The following is a 20,296-nucleotide window of genomic DNA, read 5'->3' as shown; positions in this document are numbered from 1 at the left end:
TACTTTCCAATATTTAACGTGCCCCTGGCCGGACTTGAACCAGCATGCTTTTGCAAGCAACAGATTTTGAGTCTGCCGTGTCTACCATTCCACCACAGGGGCATTAAGTTTTAATGCTATAGGCAACACGGAATTAGTCAAATTTTATATGTCTTTCAAATGAGGACTAAATATTCTACAATAATCAACAGTTACTCTCAAAACTTAAAATGAATGAATTAGCTAGTCTCCTCAGTTCAAGAAGTGTAGATAAGGAAATATGTAAATTACCGCATAATTTAGAAGCTGAACAGATGCTTATTGGTGCAATGATTCGTGATAATAGAATCTGTGATGCAGTTGAAGACACAATCACAGCAGAAAATTTCTATGATCCATTACATCAAAGTATTTTTACGCAGATATCCAAAACCAGGAAACACGGTATAGTTGCCAATGAACTAAGCCTCAAAATGTTTTTTGAGAACGACCAAGCGTTTACCGAGTGTGGTGGGGTAGAGTACTTAGCAAAGCTTGCAGCAAAGGCAAGTATTGCACTTGATATCTATAGTTTGACTAGAATAATCCGTGATACTTACTTAAGGAGATGTTTAATTAAGCTCGGGCAAGAAATAGTTGGTGATAGCTACAACTACGATATTGAAAATCCTGCACAGGCGCAAATTGAACAAGCAATGACAAAATTGTTCAACTTAGCAGTAAAAAAACAAGGTGAGAAAACATATATAAAACTTGCAAGTTCAATTAAAGACGTAGTTGAGAAGATCAGCACACTGAAAAATAATCCAGAAGCGCTGGGCGTTACAACCGGACTTCAAGATCTAAATCAGCTTCTTGGTGGCCTACAAAAATCTGATTTATTAATTTTAGCTGCAAGGCCTTCTATGGGTAAAACAGCACTGGCGCTAAACATCGCACTTAATGCTTGTAAGATGTTGCAAAAAAGAGGAGATAAACAACATTATGTAGCGTTTTTCTCACTTGAAATGTCAGCAGAACAATTAACCGCAAGGCTGATCACTATAGATTCAGGGATTAGTTATTATAAGGCATTAACCGGGAGAATTAGTGATTTTGAATTGCATGAATTTATCAATGCTAGTACAGAATTATCTGAACTGCCTTTCATCATAGATGACACCCCTGCGCTATCAATTAGTGCCCTTCGCACCAGAATACGCTTGCTGTATCAATTATATAATGTAGAAGTGGTATTCATTGATTATTTGCAGCTAATCAGAGGAACAACAAAAAGAAGTAATGAAAATAGAGTACAAGAAATCTCGGAAGTGACGCAGGGTTTGAAAGCAATTGCAAAAGAGCTGAATATTCCCGTTGTTGCACTATCTCAGCTCTCTCGTTCTGTTGAGCAGAGAGACGACAAAAAACCACAACTTTCTGATTTGCGTGATTCAGGAAGCATAGAGCAGGATGCAGATATAGTGATGTTCCTCTATAGAGAGGAATATTATGAATTGAGAAAGCAACCAAGTGAAGGAAGCAATAAACATCGAGAGTGGCAAGAAAAAATGGAAAAAATTAGAAATATTGCAGAGCTTGTTATTGCAAAGCAGAGAAATGGGCCAATTGGCAGTGTGAAGCTATATTTTGACTCTAACAGAGGTTCGTTTAAAGATTACACGGAGAGGCATAGTGTGTAGCTTGGCAGCAATCTTCTTGTTCCCAAGTTCATCAATTGTTTTTTTATGTAAAAAGTTAGCTTGACAACTTCCTTTAAATCCTTTTATATGGTATTATATTTTACAATACGTGAGGAATAATCATATGAGTAAAAACAATTTACCCTATTATATAGCTGGAACTCTGGCTGCTTTAACTTTATTAGCATCTGGAGTGTTTGCTGCAGCTCCTTATATTGGTTTCTTAGCTCCTGTTGCAGCATTAAGTGTTGGCCTGCCATTTATTATTGGTGGTGCTGTATTTTCTGCTGTAGCTATGGCACTTTCGTATAAAGCAATTAGTAAGAATAAAACTATTTCTGAGAAAGATGTTCAACTGACTGAGAAAGTAGAAGAAATATCTAAAAAAGATGCTCAACTAGCTAAAGAAGAAGATAAAGTACAGGCTCAAAAGCAAACAATTTCTGGGCAAAATGACCAACTGACTAAAAAAGAAGCGGAAGTAAAAGCTAAAGAGGAGGAAAATTCTAAGCAAAAAATTGAAATTAATAAAAAAAATGAGGAGATTGATAATCAAAAAAAAGAAATAGAAGAACTTAAACACAAGAAAACTTTTGTTCCGCAAGCAATGAAGAATATCAAAGAAGCATCTCAAGAAGTATTTGCATATGTAGCAGAAGCCTACAGTAGTGGGCGCGTTCATAGTACTATTAAGCAGCGCCGTAGTGATGTTGCGAATGACTTAAAAAATGTCGTAGGTAGTGCGAAAAATGCTTATGGCACATCAGTTGAGTATGTAAAAGGGAAATTTAATAGTGCTGGAAATAAATTAAAAAATGTTTATGGTACATCAGCTGAGTATACAAAAGGAGCACTTAACAGCGTTGGAAGCAGCTTGTACAGTAGATTTCATGGTACTAAGGTTTCTAGTTCGGAAGAGCAGTTTAAGCGTGAAGATGGATCTAAACCTAGTATGCAAGAACTAACTAGTTTGGATTACTTAGATCTTGCAGTTTCTTCCAGTGAGCAAAAGCAACGAGCTAATAGTTTGGATTATTTAAATATTGATAACGACGTTCCTAAGCAACCTGATCATTTAAGTATTGATGCTGCTAAAAGGTATTTAATGAGTCTTTCTGAGGATCAGGAGATATTTTATGATGCAGAATCTGGTGGTGAAAAAGATACTGAGACTTCTAGCCTGAAAGAGCAGTTAGATGAAAACAGTAAAGCAAAAGTTCCGTCAAGAATTTCTGATTTATGTGAGTCAGTAAAAGGAAAGTTTACCAGCTTTTGGAGTGGGGTACAAAGTATTTATAGTAAGAATGTTTATAATGTGCACTAGGTACTGATCTGTTGCATGCTCAACATAAAAACACCTTGGCTAATGTACCACAAGAAGAGGTTGTAAATAAAGAAGCTCAAAAGCCAGAAGAGCAAGCAGGCCAAAAGCCAAATCTTCAAAGGGACAACAGCATAAACAATACGGAAGAAGGCGGTAAAAATAAAAGGAGTGGAGCCGCAAGAAGAAAAAGAAAACAAGCACGAGTAGAACAACCTATAGTGTATACAGTTACAACAAGTAATAAATATGATGTGTTGCTACCTGAATGCTTCCTTAGTTAAACATCAACCCTCAAAAAAACCGGCGTAGGTTTAGGCAGCGTAATGCCTGAACTTACGCACGTATCGCACAAAGATTTTAAACCTCGTTGCTCTTTCGGAATTTGCAATTGATCGAGTATCATTTCCGCTGACCTCGGGACAATTGGCTGCAATAAAGTGCCAATTATCCTGATGTATTCCAGTAGCTTATAAATTACTAAGTTCATGCGCTCTCTGTCAGTTTTGCTTAGTGTCCAGGGTGCACTTTTATCTATATAAGCATTGGCTTCAGAAGAGATGTTGATGATTAGAAGTATGATATGGTTAAACTCATACTTTGATAGGTGATTCATCACCTGATCGAGTATAGCTTTGCAACCTGGAAGACTTTCTTCACCTTTAAGTAGGCTTTGATCGATTGTTGGTACAATTCCAGAACATTGCTTGTGTAAAAATGAAATTGTTCTTTGTACTAAATTGCCTATATTGTTTGCAAGTTCTGAGTTTATGCGGCTGATCATGTTTTTCTTACTAAAGTTGCCATCCTGGCCAAAACTTGCTTCTCGAAGGAGAAAATAGCGTAGTTGATCAACACCAAACTCTTGAGCGAGGCCAATTGGATCTATGACATTACCAAGAGACTTGGATATTTTTTCTCCTTCGTTTAGCCACCAACCATGAACTGCAATTTGTTTTGGCAGTGGCAAATCTGCTGCAAGGAGAATCGCTGGCCAATACACAGCATGAAAGCGCAATATGTCTTTGCCGATTACATGAACGTTGAAAGAGTTGTCAGCTAGGTTTGCAGTGCTTGACACTGGAATCTGTATTTCTGGTTCTGCCCAAAACTTCTTATATTCTTCACCTTCAGTACTAGGGAAACCTATTGATGTAAGATAATTGGTTAATGCATCTATCCAGACATAGATTACGTGTTTGTCATTACCTGGTACTTTTATTCCCCAGTTAAAACTAGTGCGAGAGATTGAGAGGTCAATGAGCCCTGATCTTACAAACGATACCACTTCATTTTTTCTGCTCTCAGGAAAGATAAAATTTGGCTGATTTTCATATAGTTCTAGTAATTTATCCTGCCAATTCGACAAACGAAAAAAGTAGCTCTCTTCTTTTACCCATTCAACCTCAGCACCTGTTGGTGCTTTGCCATCTATCAGCTCTGATTCCTGATAAAATGCTTCATCACGAACTGAATACCAACCCGAATAGGAATCCAAATATATTTGTCCTCTCTCTTCAAGCCTATTCCATAAAGCTACCACTGCTTTTTCATGACGTTCCTCCGTAGTGCGAATAAAATCGTCATACTCAAAATTCATGAACTTAGCTAATTCTTTAAATGAAACACTCACTTCATCTGTAAATTCTTTTGGCTGCATTTCCTTTGCTTTAGCTGCTTTTTCTATTTTTTGTCCATGTTCATCTGTACCGGTGGTAAATTTGACATTTTTCCCAGCTAGTTTCATGAACCTTGCCACCACGTCACACAAGAGAGAAGTGTATGCATGACCGATATGCGGCTTATCGTTTACGTAATATATTGGCGTGGTGATGTAAAAACTCTCAAATCGATCCATGGTTTAGCATTTTGATAAAAATCAACTGAGTTAATTATAGTATTAAAAAGGCAGTAATAAATAAATATTGATTGGGTTAAGCATAATTTTTGAAAAAAGCTATTTACTGAAATTTTATTAAAATAAGAAACAATCAGGTATGATTATTGAAAGAACAATGGGAAATTTTCTTGTAATTCTATTTATAGTTTTCTATGCATTTGATGCACACGCTGATGGAGCAACAGATGTAATGTGTAATGTAATAGGTTACGTTCATGGAATAGGTGGACCAATGATTACAGTAGTAGTAATTGGTACAAGCTTGCTTGCAATATTTGGAAGAATGCCTTGGCCTTCACTTTTCTCACTTGGTATGTTTGTTGCTGTGTTTTTTGGTGCACCTAAAATTGCAACAGCGATAACAGAAAAAAACGTTTGTAATTTTCTTGAAGATCAAATGCCGGTTCGTTGTCCTTATAAAGGTCAAACGTTGGTTCAAGGAAAGTGTGTTGCTGCTCCTGGATATGAACGTTTAGGTACAAGTTATTCTTGTCGTCGCGGTTGGGCGCTAACTAATAAAGGCTACTGTATAAAAGCTGGCCAAGATCCTTCAAAGTATTGGAAGTGAAAATGGTGCTTTTATAGAGTTAAATCTAACTACTCATCAAACCACAAAGTATATAATTAATATCCACACCTTTAGTTAAATTCCACTCACGCTTTATTACGTTGTACTCCATGCCAGCCATGTTTTGCAGCGTTACATTATTTTCTCTTAAGTGATTTGCAATTTCTGACGGCTTGAGAAATTTATTCCAATTATGCGTACCCTTAGGCAGCCAATTTAATATGTACTCTGCGCCGACTATTGCAAGACAGAAGGATTTGATAGTTCTATTTATTGTGGATATAAAGATTAGCCCTTCTGGTTTCAGCAATTCTATTGCTCTTCTCATAAAGAATTCTAAATTATCTACATGCTCGACTACTTCCATCAGCAGAACCACGTCGTACTTCTTGTCATTGCTTAGCTCTTCAATGCTGGTGTGCATATATTCTACATTAAGCCCTACTTTTTTCGCATGTGACTGTGCCACTTTGATGTTTTCTTCACATACATCTATTCCCACAACGTTAATGCCAACGCGTGCCATTGACTCTGACAAAATGCCACCACCGCATCCAACATCAAGCAATGATAATTCTTTCAAATTGCATTTTTTTAACTCTTTTATTTTCTCAATAATGTAAGATACTCTAACAGGATTCATCATGTGCAATGGTTTGAATTTGCCGTTCTCATCCCACCACTGGCCTGCCATTTTAGCGAATTTTGATATTTCATCTTCGTTATAAGTTTTTGTTTTTTTTTTCTTAGAGGTTATATTACTGAGTTTATCAAGGCGTTTTTTATGTCTGCTTTCTTTTGAAAATTCTGTTTCGAGGAATTGTTTGACTATGTCTTTTGCTAATCCACTCGCAGTAAACCCTGCACCAAGACACAGTACATTTGCGTTGCCATGCTCGCGAGCTAATTTTGCGATCTCAACACTGTTACATAAAGCAGCGTAGATTCCTTCAAAACGATTTGCCACAGTACTCATGCCCAAACCTGTACCACAAATTAATATCCCATAATTTGCTTTTTTGCTTGTTATATCTTCTACAACTTTAACAGCATAGTCTGGGTAATCTACACACTTTTGCTTAGCAGTGCAGCCTTGATCTACCGCTGTGTAACCCAGGGTTTCCAGGTAGGATTTTATTTCTGATTTTAATTCATAACCAGCATGATCTGAGGCAATTGATATTATATCTGACATATAAAAAGTTGATCTTGCATAACTTAAGGATATTTATATGGGTAATTTATTTTGATCTTTCTGTCAAGCCGTTTTAATACTCCTGATCTTTCGGGAGTCCTAAAGCTTGAAATAAATTTCGAGTCAGATGTGTATAAATTCTATATAATTTTTATCCTACTACTAATTCAATAAGATGGATCACATAGATATTATAAAATCAAAATTATTATTATCTGACATAGTAGGTAAAAAAGTCAGGCTAATAAAAAGAGGAGATAGTTTTGTTGGGCTCTGTCCATTTCATAACGAAAAAACCCCATCTTTTTCGGTGAGCAATACTAAGGGGTTATATTACTGTTTTGGTTGTTCAGCTAGTGGTGATGCATTTGAATTTATTTCACAAACTGAAGGATTAAGCTTTAAAGAAGCATTGGAAAGATTAGCATCGGTTACAGGTGTTGAACTGCCCAAAAGTCTTAGTATTACAAAAGGGGACAATAAACTATTTTTAGCGCTTGATTTAGCTGCAAATTGGTTTGCACAAAAAAATCAGGGCATTGTAGATTATTTAAAGCAGCGCAAGATTTTACCTGAAATCATAGATAAATTTAAGATAGGTTATGCACCAAGCTCTGGTTTGAAAGAGTATTTAAACTCTTCAGGTATTGAAGACAAAATTTTAATTGATATTGGATTAGTAAACAAAAATTTTCATGATTATTTTTATGACCGGCTGATATTTCCTATATACAACATTGCAGGAAGAGTTATTGGTTTTGGCGGACGTGCGCTGAGTTCTGAGCAACAGCCAAAATATTTAAATAGCCCAGAGAGTCAGCTCTTCAAGAAGAGGGAGAATTTATACGGATTAAACTTTGCTTTAAGCGAAATACGTAAAAAACAGCACATATTTGTTGTTGAAGGATATATGGACACTATAGCGCTACATCAAGCGGGAATTAGTAATGCAGTTGCTCCACTTGGTACCGCAATTTCTGCAGAACAGATAAAAAACCTGTGGAGATTTGCTAAAGAAATCTCCATCTGTATGGATGGCGATAATGCCGGATATCGTGCTGCTACACGAGTTGCGGAACTTGCTCTGCCAATATTAGAGCCTGGATACACGTTAAAGTTTGTGACTTTGCCGAGTAATAAAGATCCATACGATATATGTAACGAACTGGCATACAAGAAAGAAGACGTGTTGACTGCTCTTGACCATTCAACAAAACTGCATTCTGAATATTTATGGCGTCACATAATCGATAGCAACTTTCAAAATTATGAAAAACTTGCTCCGGAAAAATATTCAATTCTTGAGCACAAGTTCATGGAATATGTAAATACTATTAGCAACAGCAGTATTAGAAGGTATTATAGAGATTATTTTTACAATAAGGCTAGTGAACTAAGAAGTAGCTTCAAAAAACAGATTTTTAATAGTAAAACTAGAGCAACAAAAGGTGAGTATCTTCATAACAAATCTCCAGAGCTAATTGAGGCAGAGCAAAATCAGGCCATAATTTTGCGTATAGCCGTAGAATTTCCTGAAATCTTGAACCGTCCTATATTTTTTGAGCAATTTTCTCATTTTGAATTTACTAATGAGATGAAAAGATTACAACAGCGTGTAATTGATGTAATAAGTAACAAAAGCAAACTTGGTAAAGAGGCTTTGTTACAAGAATTGAAACAGTTTGACGTTATAAAGTATGTATTTGAAAAAACTAGTGTACTAAATAGCCAACTGAACGAGAGAAAATCTGCAGAAATTGTGTGGAATAATATAGTGTTACTAAAAGAATTAAATGCGTTACGAAAAGAAAGAACCGAAGCGAGGCTGAGCGGTAATCTTGACTTAGAGGAAAGGTTGATAGAACAAATAGAGCAAATAGAAAGTAATATACAAGAAATGCAAATGGAGTTTATTGAAAAGTAGGCTGCTACAGTTAATTATTTTTAGGTTGTTTGTCATTCTGCTGCTTTTTAACGGAATTTATACTGCCTCTTAGCAATAAAAAACTTACTTATTGTAGGAAAATCTTGTGTTTGTTCTCATATAAAACTATTTATGGAGTGACAATGGTGCATGTATTATACTTACATTTTTGATTCGAAAATTTATGCAGTTGTTTCTAACAAAATTAGTCAACAAATTCTATTGTTTAAAGATGAGAAATAAAGTAATCATCATTTCTAGTATTGCTTTTATTCTACTGTTTTTTATCAGCAGTGCATTTTTAAAAAAAGATCAGGCGGTTCATAGTGATAATGCAACTAGTAGCTTTTCAGTAAAAACTCAAGAATGTGCGCCGCAAAACCGCACTATATATTTAAATTTTTCTGGTACAGTAAATCCCTTACATAGAGCTAGCCTTGTCTCAAAAATAAGTGGTAAGATTATTGCTATTTATTTACCTGATGGTGAAAAGGTAAAAAGAGATGATGTAGTGTTAAAGATAGAAGATTATGACAGGATTGAGCAATCTCAGAAAGCCAAAGCTTTATTAAAGCAGCGTGAAATTGAGTATGATTCCTCTCACAAACTGAATAAAACAGGCTATGGAGCACAAATACAAGTAGAAGCAGCTTTTACTGCGTTACAAAGTGCAAAAGCTGACCTAAAAAGCTAGAATTGGATTTAGAAAATACTGCAGTCAAATCTCCTATAGATGGTTATATTGATAAAATCAATGCAAACGAAGGGGATTTTGTTAATGCTGGGCAAAAAATAGCTGACGTGGTTGATTTCGATCAAATTTTTGTGGTGTTATACGTTTCGGAAAATGAAGTAAATAAAATAGAGCTAGGCAGCACAGCTCAAATTAGTTTACTGGACGGAAAAGAATTGGCAGGTGAAGTAAGTTTTATTAGTAAAATTGCTGAGCCTAAAACTGGGTCTTATAGGGTAGAGGTAAAGGTAATTAATAATAAAATGATATCCTTGCAGGGACTAACTGCCAACGTAAGACTACCTTCAGGCGAAAGATTTGCATATAAAGTTCCTTCTTCAGCCCTGAGCTTAAGTGACGAGGGTGCTCTTGGAATAAAGATTGTTGATGACAATAATTATGTAATATTTGTACCAATAGAAATTGTTGATCATGAGAGCGATGGGGTTTGGATAGTAGCAAATAACGAAGGTAAACCCATAAAGTTAATAGTATTGGGCCACCTATTTGTTAAGCCTGGTGATAAGGTTTAAGACATAAGATCCTTTTTCATAGCTTATACTACGTTATACCAATCCCAGCGTCTGGGCACTGGTTTCTTGGTACTTATTCCGCAATAATTTTTTTTTCCTTCAATAAATTTTGCAGTTCGCCTTTTTCGTACATCTCGCGAGTGATGTCGCAACCACCGATAAACTCTTCCTTTATATATAATTGTGGAATTGTTGGCCAATCAGAAAACTTTTTTATAGATTCACGTATTTCATCATTCTCCAACACGTTAATATACTTAAACTTCACGTTCAATTTTTTTAGGATTGACACGACGAGTCCAGAGAATCCGCATTGAGGAAAATCAGAAGTGCCTTTCATGTACAACACCACATCATTTTCCGCTATATCTTTTTTTATTTGTTCAAAACTGCTCATAAATTCACCTTATTTTGAAGTATTAGTTTCCAGTTGCAAGGCGTGTATAGACTGACCTTCCAGAGCTTTATATACCATTTTATGCTGTTCTATTTTTGTCTTTCCAAGAAAGCGCTTGGAGGTTATTTTTAAATGATAATGATCATCATCTCCAGCAAGGTCCTGAACCTTTATATCAGCGTCGGGGAACGATTGTTTGATGATCCTTTCTAATTCGTGAATTGCAATAGTCATTGATTTGCTTTAAATTACAATACTTTCATTATAAATCTAAAACGACTGGGTGCAATTGAATTATTGATTATATGGTTACTAATATTGTGAAGACAGTAGATTCAGCGTGTTAAGTGTACTAGCAAGGCGAGATTTCAATTGATTTTCATATTTACTCCAATCTTGTATTGCCTTTCTTGCAATACCTGAATCAACTGCGGCTTTTGCAACAGCAGGAGATACTATAGAAATTAATCTTGGGTCAAATGGAGTAGGTATTATATATTCACGTCCATAGCTCATTTTACGACCGCCATAGGCTGCAGATATCTCGTCAGACACTGGCTCACGGGCAAGCTTTGCTATTGCATCTGCAGCTGCAATTTTCATCTCATCATTTATTGTTGTTGCATGTACATCAAGCGCTCCTCTGAATATATAAGGAAATCCCATTACGTTGTTGACTTGATTGTTGTAATCTGACCTGCCAGTTGCGATTATTGCATCTGGCCTCACAGATTTTGCAAACTCAGACCTTACTTCTGGATCGGGGTTGGCGAGAGCGAAAATAATCGGGTCTTTGCCCATACTCTTTAACATCTCTTCATTTAACACATCTTTTGCAGATAATCCGATGAATACATCAGCGCCTTTTATTGTATCAAGTAGAGAACGTTCGGAAGTATCAATTGCATATTTTTCCTTCCACTCATTCATGTCCTCGTTTCTACCTTTGTATATTACTCCTTGCTTATCACACAGCACTATATTTTTAGCGCCCATGGACTTTAGTATTTCTAAACATGCAATACCGGCTGCTCCAGCACCATTCATAATGATCTTAACGTCCTCTAATTTCTTTCCGACAATATCAAGAGCATTTTCTATACCAGCTGCAACAACCACTGCAGTTCCATGCTGGTCATCATGGAACACTGGAATATCCATCAGTTCATTCAGACGTTTCTCTATTATAAAACAATCGGGAGATCTTATATCCTCTAAATTTATCCCCCCCCAACTTGGCCCAAGGTACCTTACTGCATTGATGAAATCTTCTATATTTTCTGTACCAACTTCTATATCAACTGCATCAATATCAGCAAAACGCTTAAATAAAACAGCTTTGCCTTCCATGACAGGTTTTGCAGCAAGAGGACCGATATTACCAAGCCCAAGCACTGCAGTGCCATTTGAAATGACAGCTACAAAATTGCTTTTTGCCGTATAATCATAAACAACCTCAGGATTTTTAGCTATTTCAAGGCACGGAGCTGCAACGCCAGGAGAATAAGCAAGTGACAAATCATACTGGGTAGATAAAGGTTTTGTTGGCATGATTGAAATTTTACCAGGGTTACCACCTCTACTGTGATACTTAAGTGCCTCTTGTTTTGTGGTATTATCTAAATCATCGTTCATTCTTATATTTTAAGCTTGTAATTTTTAAGTATATGGAGTTTTTATAAATGTTCAATTGTAAACTATTAGCTTGTGAACTCTGTTGTACTTCTGTATAAGTTTACCTATTACGTAAGATGATATTACATGCTTAAGAAAAACGTGCCTAATTTGCTTACAATTTCTCGTGCACTTGCAATACCAGCAATAATATTAAGTTTTTATATAGAAAATAAATATGCAGGCCTGATAACAATATCAATCTTTGTGTTTGCGTGCATTACGGATTTTTTTGATGGTTACTTGGCGCGTGCGTGGAAAGTACAATCAAAGTTTGGCAAGCTATTTGATCCAATTGCTGATAAATTAATAGTGGTTTCAACGATAATTATGCTAGTTTATAAGCAGAAGATAAATGATTTTACAATAGTACCATCGATTATCATCATCTGTAGGGAAATATTAGTTTCGGGTTTACGGGAGTTCCTTATAGCTATAAATGTTAGTCTACCTGTAAGCAAAGCTGGCAAAATTAAAACATTTTTGCAGATGGTTGCTGTAGTAGCGCTAATAATGAACGATTACGACACAACTCAATATATAGGTGCAATTTGTTTATGGGTTGCAGCTATTATAACTATGTGGTCAGGCTATAATTATATCCTAGCCGGCATCAAACAGGTTGACTGAATTTCTTGAGAAACAGTTAATATACAAAAGTAGTTAATACTTTCATAATATTGACTGAATAGTTAAAATCCTGTATAATATATTAGTTAATAGGGTTTATATGACTGATAACTTTAAGACTACGTTTTCTCCTGAAGATTTTTTTGGGGATTTTTGGCTGACAGTTGATAAGGAAGTCAAAAAAGAAAGGTCAGAACAAGAGTCATTAACACTAAAAGAAGAAGCAGAAAAAAAGAAGAAGCTTGAACAGGAGTTATTAATGCTAAAAGTAGGAGAAGCAGAAAAAAAGAAGAAGCTTGAACAAGAGCTATTAACACTAAAAAAAAGAGAGCTATATAGACAATGTGTATCATTGGTAACAATGGTTCCATTTGCATTATTTATGGCTATTGAACTGGAAAAAATATGTAGCGATCAGGTATTACTTGGCGTGATAAGTGGCGCGCTAAGCCACACTATATTACCTTCTATGGTCCTATCTCTTATTTGTACGCTATATTTAATTTACAATAATAGGAAAATAGCACAAAAAGAACGAGAGTTGGAGAATATTGAAAATGGAGAGGAAGTAAAGGAAAAAGAGCACAATATTTCTGATATAGGTCAGTGTTTGATCTATATTGAGGCTATAACAACTGCACTGATTATTGTAGGTATGATAATGGGTGAAACATCTTCACTTGAAGCAGCAGAGGATGCAATTTTATTTCTTGCCAATGCAATTGCTTTTCTTGTAACTCTTGTTTCTTATATTGATGAGCATGAAAAAAATAAGAAAAAGGAAACAGAAAAATCTAATCTTGATGAAAAATCTAGCAAGAAAACTAGCAATATGTCTGTAGCCGGATTGGCGCTTGCTGGTTCTTCTATATTTTTAATAAGAAGGATAATGTTAATGGCATTAGCATCGTCCTTAAATCCTGCTGTTGGGCCTACTTTAGGCTTGATAGGTATTGCACTTTTTATGGTTGTACAGATATTAACTACACATTCCTACAGCAAAACGCTGAAAGATCCAAAAGTGGAAGGACAAGGTAAATCGAGGAATGCAGGTAGTTCTGACCGTAGTTATAAAGAGGAAGGGCCGGCTATTGCCTAAGAAATTTATTTATTTAAGTAATATTTAGGTCTATACTTTATTTTGATCGAAAAAAATCTTATGTATAAGACTTTAATCACGTGCTTTATTTTCCTAATTTGCTCCTTTACACAATCGTATGCGGATGATCTTGAAAAAACTGAAGCTGAACTATATGAGGAAGCAGTTGAACTTTTTGACCAGAAAAAATATAAACAAGCTATTAGGGCATTTCAAAAGATAGAAGATTTGTACCCTTTCTCTTATTGGGCAAGGAAAGCAAAATTATTATCTGGGGTTTCTCACTATAATATGGGTAACTACAGTAGTGCTGCAAGTGATATGGATGATTATATATACGTTTATTCAAATGGTGAAGATTTGCCATATGTGTATTACTTAAGAGTACTATCTTATTACATGCAAATTAACAAAGTGCAGCTCGGGCAACAAGTTGCATATAAAACTTTAGAGCTAGCTACAGAGTACATTAATCTCTTTCCAGGCAGCGAATATGTAGACGAGGTGAAGGAAAAAGCAAAGCTGATCACAGAGCATATATCAACAAAAGAGTACTCTATCGGTAAGTTTTACCTGAGGCGTGGTGAATATTTAGCAGCAATTAAGCGTTTCCAGAATATAGCAAGCTATAAGGATTCTAAATATTTTTCTAAGTCTATTAACTATTTAATAGCAGCCCATTCAGCTCTTGGCCTTGACTTAGAAGCTGAGCAGTATGAAAGTATGTTATTAGCAGAAAACCTGCAAGATGCCAAGCCAGAGGCTTGAAAATTTGCTTTAGCTTTTTCTATGCTTTGATATATAATTAGGTTTTTAACTATTTGAATATGGCTGGTCATTCACAATTTTCAAATATAAAACATCGGAAAGGCACTCAGGATGCAAAGCGCTCTCAAAAATTTACGAAGCTGATTAGAGAAATAACAGTTGCTGCAAAGCAAGGGCTACCCGATCCCGAACTCAACCCGCGCCTTCGCTCTGCTATATTTGCTGCACGCAAGGAAAATCTACCAAAAGATAAAATAGAAACAGCAATAAAAAATGCAACTGGTAACGTTGCTGGAGAAAATTATGAGGAAATCCAATATGAAGGTCATGGGCCTTCTGGCACTGCACTTATTGTCCATGCCTTGACTAATAACCGCAACCGTACTGCTTCTGAGGTACGTTATATATTTTCTCGCAAGGGTGGAAACTTGGGAGAAACAGGAAGTGTTAGTTACCTTTTCGGTCATGTAGGCTTAATCGTCTATAAAGCAGAGGGTGTGAATTTTGATGATTTATTTAATTATGGGATCGAGTTAGAAGTATTGAATGTTGAGGAAAATGACAAAGAAGGATTACACGTTATAACTTGTGAAATAAAAGATTTTGGTAAAGTACGCGATGCCTTTTATGCAAAATTCGGAGAACCAGAACTTGCTCGTCTTTCGTGGCAACCAAAGGATCTAGTTGAAATTAGCGATAAAGAGTTGATCGATAAATTATCCACATTGGTTGAAGAATTAGAAGATAATGATGATGTACAGTATGTTGAAGGTAATTTTACTTTTGTTGATAAGCTATGAGGCTGGTAATATTTGTATTGCTTTGTATTTTACCAGCATATGCTACTGAAACATCAACAGATCTTGCACAGCCATTCCAGCATGGAATCAGAAAAAAAAAAGCTACTTTGACGACAGAAAGTGATGGAAAGTTGTTATTCATATCTAGTGACATAAAATCCTCTTTTTTTGACACGGAAGGGTTGGCGCCAAATACAGTGGTAAAATTGATCAACATATATAAAGATTTTGGTGTTGATTTTAAAAAAGACATTGTGCCGAAGAGTAAATTGGAGGTTCTTTTTGAGAGATCGCTCAGTAATCAGAAGACTGAAGAAAAGATTTTATATGCTTCACTGACAATAAACAAGAAAGCTATTAGTTTATATCATTATAAATCGCAAGACGGCAAAGAAAGGTATTTTAATAAAGAAGGAATAAGCTTAAAAAATGGCGAAATTTTTGCAAATCCTTTAAATGGAGATTATCGCATATCCTCAAAATTTGGCAATAGAAAGCATCCTGTTCGCGGTAAAATTGCTTTTCACAAAGGAGTGGATTATGCAGCTAAGCTTGGCACTCCCATATACGCTGCTGCAGAGGGTGTGGTAGAATATATAGGAAAGAATGGTGGCTATGGAAATTACATCAAAATAAAACACAAAAATGAATATTCAACCTGTTATGCGCATATAAGTAGATTTAGTGGCGATATAAAGTTAGGCTCTAAAGTAAAACAGGGGCAGGTCATTGCCTATGTTGGTAGCACTGGTGTTGCAACAGGACCCCATTTACATTACGAAGTTATATATAACGGCAAACACATCGATCCGCTTACGATAGCGCATGAAACTGAAGTAAAATTGCCTGATCATGAATTAAGAGAGTTTAAACTATTTGTAAATAAGATAAATAAAACGATCAACAGAGAGGGTTCAAGTGAAAAAGAAGTTTAAAGACAATATGGATAAGAATACGATAAACGATAGAAATTTAAGTCAACTCCGGTTTTTTCCTGTACTAATAGCGCTAGGATTAATTTTATCGCTGCTTTTTTTTGCATATGACAGCACAATTGCGCTTGGAGTTGCTGCTGTTTCAATTTTGACTTTTCTTCAAGGATTTTTTATTAATGACCCTAATGAAGCAAGAGTGATAGAGTTTTTTGGTCATTATATTGGAACTTATTTTAAGTCTGGAATATGTGTAACGCTTCCCTTTTCAAGCAAATATATAGTTTCCCTAAAATTTCAAAATATCAACACAGAAAAAATAAAAGTGAATGATGCAAATGGAAGTCCAATAGAGATTTCTGCAGTAATTGTTTGGAGAGTAAACAGCCCTGCAAAGGCGTATTATAATGTTAACAACTATCACGAATTTGTTTTTGTACAAAGTGACTCAGTAATAAGAGAATTAGCAAGCAATTATCCGTATGATAGCGAAAGCGATGAGGAATCTTTACGTAAAAATTCTGATAAAATTTCAGATGAATTGCGGTCAATGTTACAACAAAGATTAGATATTGCAGGAATTGAGATTACAGAAGCAAGAATACCGCATTTGGCGTATTCGTCCGAGATTGCACAAGCAATGTTAAGGCGTCAACAAGCACATGCTATCACTTCGGCAAGAAGGCATATAGTGCAAAATGCAATAGGAATTGTCGAGGAAGTAATAGCTCATTTTGAAAAAAACAAAAGCTTACAATTAGATGGCAAGCAAAAGGTTCAATTAATAAATAATTTGTTGGTTGCCCTAATCTCTGAGCAAGATGCACAACCGACGATTAGTTTGGATAATAATTAGCATAGAAGCCGATTGGGTTTCATGAATGCAAGTCACTATTAATTTCTTGATTAATAGACTAAATGATGTTATAAATTACACGCATTAGGGGTGCTCTAGAAAAGCTGAGAGTACATAAAGTACAACCCTTTGAACCTGATATTGTTAAAGCAAGCGTAGGAAAATGTATGTATATAAATATTGAAGAATGCTTCGGCTTCATTGCGTTAATTGCATCTCTAATTGGATTATCACCTCAAGTATATAAAGCATATATCACTAAAGTTACTCGTGATGTATCGATGCTAATGTTAGTAAACTATCTTATTTGTTCATTGTCTTGGATTGGCTATGGTCTTTACCAGAGCTCAATTTTTGTGGTGCTTAGCAATATTGCTGGATTAGTGATTAGCATAATATCAATTATTTAAAAATGTTACTACGATGCAAAACCTGCACCATGATCATGTGCTGCACTGCAGTACACAACAACAATATCGTTCTATTGTAGTGCTAAATGGAGAAATACCGAGCTCATCGTTTTTTAAACGAGATATACCTATTATTGCTGTAGATGGAGGAGCAAACAAGCTTCTATCAATTGGCGTAAAACCTGATCTTGTAGTAGGAGATTTGGATAGCGTAAATCTGGATTTACGTGCTAATTTGAATACGATATATCTACCTGATCAAGATTATTGCGACTTTTCTAAAGCAATGGCTCACTTAAAAACAGTAAAGTTATTGCCATCAATAGTAACGGGTATTACTGGAGGAGCAATTGATCACATACTACAGAATATTAACATTTTTCTAAGTACGGGCAGTATCTTTTACACACCTTCACCTCCCATGGTAGGTTACATCCTACAAAAAAGTATTACCCATTTTTCTTTGCCGAAAGATACTAAAATATCTTTACTTGGTATACCGAGAGCTCAAATATCAACCAAAGGATTAAAATGGGAACTGCATCTTAGCAACCTTGCTTTTCCAGGAAAGAATTCTTGCTTTAATCGAAGTTTAGGCAGTAAGTTATCTATAGAAGTACACAGTGGTATATGTTTGGCGATGGTTTATTTAGAAGCAGTAGATGATGCTGCAAGACATCATGTGCGTCAAGTTAAGAAGTAAATAGACTTCTTGCATAACCCAAACTAAGTAGAAAAAAGGTATCATCCAAGTAGCTAACACTGGTTCCTTTATGACGTGTCATTCCAGTGTCAGCTACTTGAATGACAGCAGTCCTACGTCATACCGCCGCGGTATCTCTAGATCCCGCTAACACGTAGCGGGATACTTGACCTTTACAGGGATGACGGTTGTCGTTTAGTTATAAATATTTAAGAAATTTACCAGGCAGAAAAAAAAGGCAAAGAACTCCCGTGGTGCGAGTTTTGACCCTATAATAATTTAAACTGGCGCTGTAATAATGTGCTAACGCTTAAAATAAGCGCGATTTGGCTGAATGTAGAAAAAATTTAAAAGACATGCAGCCGCTATAATTTTATGTAATCCGCCAAAAAATACCCTAAGTTTTTTACTGAATTTTGTCATTGAGCCTGCAGGTCAAAAACAAGTTTTGAGTCATGAATACCCTTACTATCATAATAAGGGGGCTGGCGGAGTTTGTCAAGGAAGTTTTTTGTTTCTACTGAATGACAGTTGTGGCTTGGGAGGTAGTGCAAGAAGTCTATTGTATTACTGAATTATTAATAATTCAGTAATAGTGCCTGCTATGTAGCTAAAATTTTCCTTTAACTTAAGCTATATGTAGCTAAAATAACTTGGGTTTACCGACGATTTGACAAACGACAAATTCGTCATCATGCTGCTTGTTAGCGGGATCTAGAGATACCGCGGCGGTATGACGTAGGGAAACCTGACTTGCATTAGCCATGTATAATAAAGGGAATCTATGACAAAAGAATCATTGGTAAAAACTGATATAGTGAAAGTTGAAGACAAAAAAGCGGTAAGAAGCTTTTTTAAAATACTAGGTGGAGTGGCAGATGCTGTAAGATCGTGGATTGGTAACATCGGTCCTGATTTAAGCAACAGTCGCGATATCGATAGTTTAGTCTTGAAGATGAACGAGTGCTTAAACCCAAAGGGAGGAGAGGTTTCAGCACGTAAGAACGCTGTATCTCTTGGTAACCTGTACTTGAGCTTATCAGAGAAAGGTAAAATAAAATTTCTACAAACCCTGGCAGAAAAATTTAATCCGAATAAAGCGGAAATAGATGAGAAAATTAAAGAGTATAAGAAAAACCAAGATCCCGAGTTAAACTATAAATTTGAACAGGATTTAATAAAAATTCTTGAATCACCGCGTTCTAAAATATTGAAGCAATTTATTTCTCTACCAGAAGGCCTCAAGTTTATTGTTGATATGCGTTCTGATGTGCTTAAGCTAAAGAACCAATATAGAAGCTTGAATCCACTAGAGAATGAATTAAAAAATATACTCTATACTTGGGTTGATGTTGATCTACTCGATCTTCGTCAAATCACCTGGGATTCACCTGCATCATTGCTAGAAAAACTTATAAAATATGAAGCTGTGCATAAAATTTCCTCTTGGGATGACTTAAAAAACAGACTAGATTCTGATCGTCTCTGTTTTGCTTTCTTTCATTACAAAATACCAAACGAACCTCTAATTTTTGTAGAGGTTGCATTGGTGAATAAGATTGCAGATAGCATTCAACACCTTTTAGATGAATCAGTACCTTCAAGTGATCCAAGTAGTGCAAGCACTGCTATATTCTACTCAATATCAAATACTCAAGCAGGGTTATCTGGAATCAGCCTTGGTAATTTTTTGATCAAAAGGGTTGTAGAAAAGCTATCGCAAGAGTTTAAAAGTATAAAAACATACGCAACTCTTTCTCCAATACCTGGCTTTACGAAATGGCTAAAAAACAATCTAAACCAAGATGTCACTTTATTGGGCAAACTAAATATAAAACAATCTAGTGCAGAAATTTTAGAAAGTGCAGAGCAATTAAAAACTAACGTTGAATGTACAAATGAAACTAAACAATGCATGCTTAAACTGTGTACATATTATTTACTAAAAGTGAATAATAGTAATGGAAATGCTTATGATCCGGTGGCACATTTTCATTTAAGCAATGGCGCATCAATAAAACAATTAAACTGGATGGCGGATACTTCTGAAAAGGGTATTAGTCAGTCGGCTGGAATGATGGTGAATTATCTGTATGAGTTGCCTAAAATAGATAACAATCATGAAAACTATATGGTTAATAAAGTGATTTCCTGCTCGAAAAAAGTGTCGTCTATGTTGAAGGAGTAAATAG

General features: G+C 35.6%; 20 protein-coding genes, 1 tRNA gene, 1 pseudogene and 1 riboswitch. Of the genes and pseudogenes, 16 read left to right on the top strand and 6 right to left on the bottom strand.

Annotated elements, in window-relative coordinates; all coding sequences use genetic code 11:
* Positions 1–19 precede the first annotated feature (19 nt).
* Positions 20–102 (bottom strand) — tRNA-Leu (locus tag ABWU23_RS00945).
* A gap of 107 nt (positions 103–209) precedes the next feature.
* Here ABWU23_RS00945 and ABWU23_RS00940 point away from each other — a divergent pair.
* The 3 genes from ABWU23_RS00940 (at position 210) to ABWU23_RS00930 (ending at position 3,266) form a co-directional block, all read left to right on the top strand.
* Positions 210–1,661 (top strand): replicative DNA helicase, encoded by a 1,452-nt coding sequence (locus tag ABWU23_RS00940; protein WP_353270642.1) that lies wholly within the window; start codon positions 210–212, stop codon positions 1,659–1,661.
* 124 nt (positions 1,662–1,785) lie between these two features.
* Positions 1,786–2,985: a hypothetical protein gene (locus ABWU23_RS00935; RefSeq protein WP_353270641.1), complete on the top strand. Its 1,200-nt coding sequence runs from the start codon at positions 1,786–1,788 to the stop codon at positions 2,983–2,985.
* Between the two features lie 35 nt (positions 2,986–3,020).
* The gene (locus tag ABWU23_RS00930; RefSeq protein WP_353270640.1) at positions 3,021–3,266 is read left to right on the top strand and encodes a hypothetical protein; all 246 of its coding nucleotides are present in this window, start codon (positions 3,021–3,023) and stop codon (positions 3,264–3,266) included.
* Here ABWU23_RS00930 and metG read toward each other — a convergent pair.
* Complete coding sequence (gene metG, locus ABWU23_RS00925; protein WP_264687937.1) at positions 3,263–4,840, bottom strand: methionine--tRNA ligase; 1,578 nt, start codon at positions 4,838–4,840, stop codon at positions 3,263–3,265. The genes ABWU23_RS00930 and metG overlap by 4 nt on opposite strands.
* A gap of 139 nt (positions 4,841–4,979) precedes the next feature.
* On the opposite strand from metG, the gene ABWU23_RS00920 reads away from it, so the two are divergent.
* Positions 4,980–5,450 carry a TrbC/VirB2 family protein gene (locus ABWU23_RS00920; protein ID WP_353270639.1) on the top strand — a complete coding sequence of 157 codons (471 nt, stop codon included), beginning with the start codon at positions 4,980–4,982 and terminating at the stop codon, positions 5,448–5,450.
* Positions 5,451–5,475: 25 nt separating this feature from the next.
* Here the strand turns inward: ABWU23_RS00920 and ubiG are convergent, their stop codons facing one another.
* Entirely contained in the window at positions 5,476–6,645 is a 1,170-nt protein-coding gene (gene ubiG, locus ABWU23_RS00915; RefSeq protein WP_253309173.1) for a bifunctional 2-polyprenyl-6-hydroxyphenol methylase/3-demethylubiquinol 3-O-methyltransferase UbiG, read from the bottom strand.
* A gap of 175 nt (positions 6,646–6,820) precedes the next feature.
* Here ubiG and dnaG point away from each other — a divergent pair, with 175 nt between their 5' ends.
* Complete coding sequence (gene dnaG / locus ABWU23_RS00910) at positions 6,821–8,569, top strand: DNA primase (RefSeq protein WP_264735691.1); 1,749 nt, start codon at positions 6,821–6,823, stop codon at positions 8,567–8,569.
* 184 nt (positions 8,570–8,753) lie between these two features.
* A pseudogene (locus ABWU23_RS00905) lies at positions 8,754–9,835 on the top strand (efflux RND transporter periplasmic adaptor subunit).
* A 73-nt stretch (positions 9,836–9,908) separates the two neighbouring features.
* Here ABWU23_RS00905 and grxD read toward each other — a convergent pair.
* The 3 genes from grxD to ABWU23_RS00890 all read right to left on the bottom strand — a co-directional run bounded on the left by grxD (position 9,909) and on the right by ABWU23_RS00890 (position 11,867).
* The gene (gene grxD, locus ABWU23_RS00900) at positions 9,909–10,232 is read right to left on the bottom strand and encodes a Grx4 family monothiol glutaredoxin (protein WP_164224629.1); all 324 of its coding nucleotides are present in this window, start codon (positions 10,230–10,232) and stop codon (positions 9,909–9,911) included.
* A gap of 9 nt (positions 10,233–10,241) precedes the next feature.
* On the bottom strand, positions 10,242–10,466 hold the full coding sequence (locus tag ABWU23_RS00895; RefSeq protein WP_353270638.1) for a BolA/IbaG family iron-sulfur metabolism protein: 225 nt from the start codon (positions 10,464–10,466) through the stop codon (positions 10,242–10,244).
* 78 nt (positions 10,467–10,544) lie between these two features.
* A complete protein-coding gene (locus ABWU23_RS00890; protein WP_265045111.1) occupies positions 10,545–11,867 on the bottom strand; it encodes a malic enzyme-like NAD(P)-binding protein in 1,323 nt (440 codons plus the stop codon).
* Positions 11,868–11,993: 126 nt separating this feature from the next.
* Here ABWU23_RS00890 and pgsA point away from each other — a divergent pair, with 126 nt between their 5' ends.
* The 10 genes from pgsA to ABWU23_RS00840 all read left to right on the top strand — a co-directional run bounded on the left by pgsA (position 11,994) and on the right by ABWU23_RS00840 (position 20,292).
* Complete coding sequence (gene pgsA, locus ABWU23_RS00885) at positions 11,994–12,536, top strand: CDP-diacylglycerol--glycerol-3-phosphate 3-phosphatidyltransferase (RefSeq protein ID WP_253309177.1); 543 nt, start codon at positions 11,994–11,996, stop codon at positions 12,534–12,536.
* Between the two features lie 100 nt (positions 12,537–12,636).
* Positions 12,637–13,635 carry a hypothetical protein gene (locus tag ABWU23_RS00880; RefSeq protein WP_253309178.1) on the top strand — a complete coding sequence of 333 codons (999 nt, stop codon included), beginning with the start codon at positions 12,637–12,639 and terminating at the stop codon, positions 13,633–13,635.
* A 60-nt stretch (positions 13,636–13,695) separates the two neighbouring features.
* A complete protein-coding gene (locus tag ABWU23_RS00875) occupies positions 13,696–14,403 on the top strand; it encodes an outer membrane protein assembly factor BamD (RefSeq protein WP_353270637.1) in 708 nt (235 codons plus the stop codon).
* Positions 14,404–14,462: 59 nt separating this feature from the next.
* The gene (locus ABWU23_RS00870) at positions 14,463–15,203 is read left to right on the top strand and encodes a YebC/PmpR family DNA-binding transcriptional regulator (RefSeq protein WP_353271025.1); all 741 of its coding nucleotides are present in this window, start codon (positions 14,463–14,465) and stop codon (positions 15,201–15,203) included.
* On the top strand, positions 15,200–16,138 hold the full coding sequence (locus ABWU23_RS00865) for a M23 family metallopeptidase (RefSeq protein WP_253309180.1): 939 nt from the start codon (positions 15,200–15,202) through the stop codon (positions 16,136–16,138). The genes ABWU23_RS00870 and ABWU23_RS00865 overlap by 4 nt, the downstream gene beginning before the upstream one ends.
* Before the next feature lie 7 nt (positions 16,139–16,145).
* Positions 16,146–16,991 carry an SPFH domain-containing protein gene (locus tag ABWU23_RS00860; RefSeq protein WP_353271024.1) on the top strand — a complete coding sequence of 282 codons (846 nt, stop codon included), beginning with the start codon at positions 16,146–16,148 and terminating at the stop codon, positions 16,989–16,991.
* Positions 16,992–17,067: 76 nt separating this feature from the next.
* Positions 17,068–17,170: riboswitch (TPP riboswitch) on the top strand.
* Entirely contained in the window at positions 17,159–17,401 is a 243-nt protein-coding gene (locus ABWU23_RS00855; RefSeq protein ID WP_253309181.1) for a SemiSWEET family sugar transporter, read from the top strand. (Overlaps the previous riboswitch by 12 nt.)
* Before the next feature lie 13 nt (positions 17,402–17,414).
* Complete coding sequence (locus ABWU23_RS00850) at positions 17,415–18,104, top strand: thiamine diphosphokinase (protein ID WP_253309182.1); 690 nt, start codon at positions 17,415–17,417, stop codon at positions 18,102–18,104.
* A gap of 448 nt (positions 18,105–18,552) precedes the next feature.
* Positions 18,553–18,678 carry a hypothetical protein gene (locus ABWU23_RS00845; protein WP_353270636.1) on the top strand — a complete coding sequence of 42 codons (126 nt, stop codon included), beginning with the start codon at positions 18,553–18,555 and terminating at the stop codon, positions 18,676–18,678.
* 210 nt (positions 18,679–18,888) lie between these two features.
* On the top strand, positions 18,889–20,292 hold the full coding sequence (locus ABWU23_RS00840) for a malonyl-CoA decarboxylase (RefSeq protein ID WP_264687944.1): 1,404 nt from the start codon (positions 18,889–18,891) through the stop codon (positions 20,290–20,292).
* Positions 20,293–20,296 lie beyond the last annotated feature (4 nt).

The organism is Wolbachia endosymbiont (group A) of Hedychridium roseum (assembly GCF_964028325.1).
Taxonomy (GTDB): Bacteria; Pseudomonadota; Alphaproteobacteria; order Rickettsiales; family Anaplasmataceae; genus Wolbachia.
Note: the sequence above shows the minus strand (reverse complement) of the source record. Positions and strands in the feature narration are given on the sequence as shown.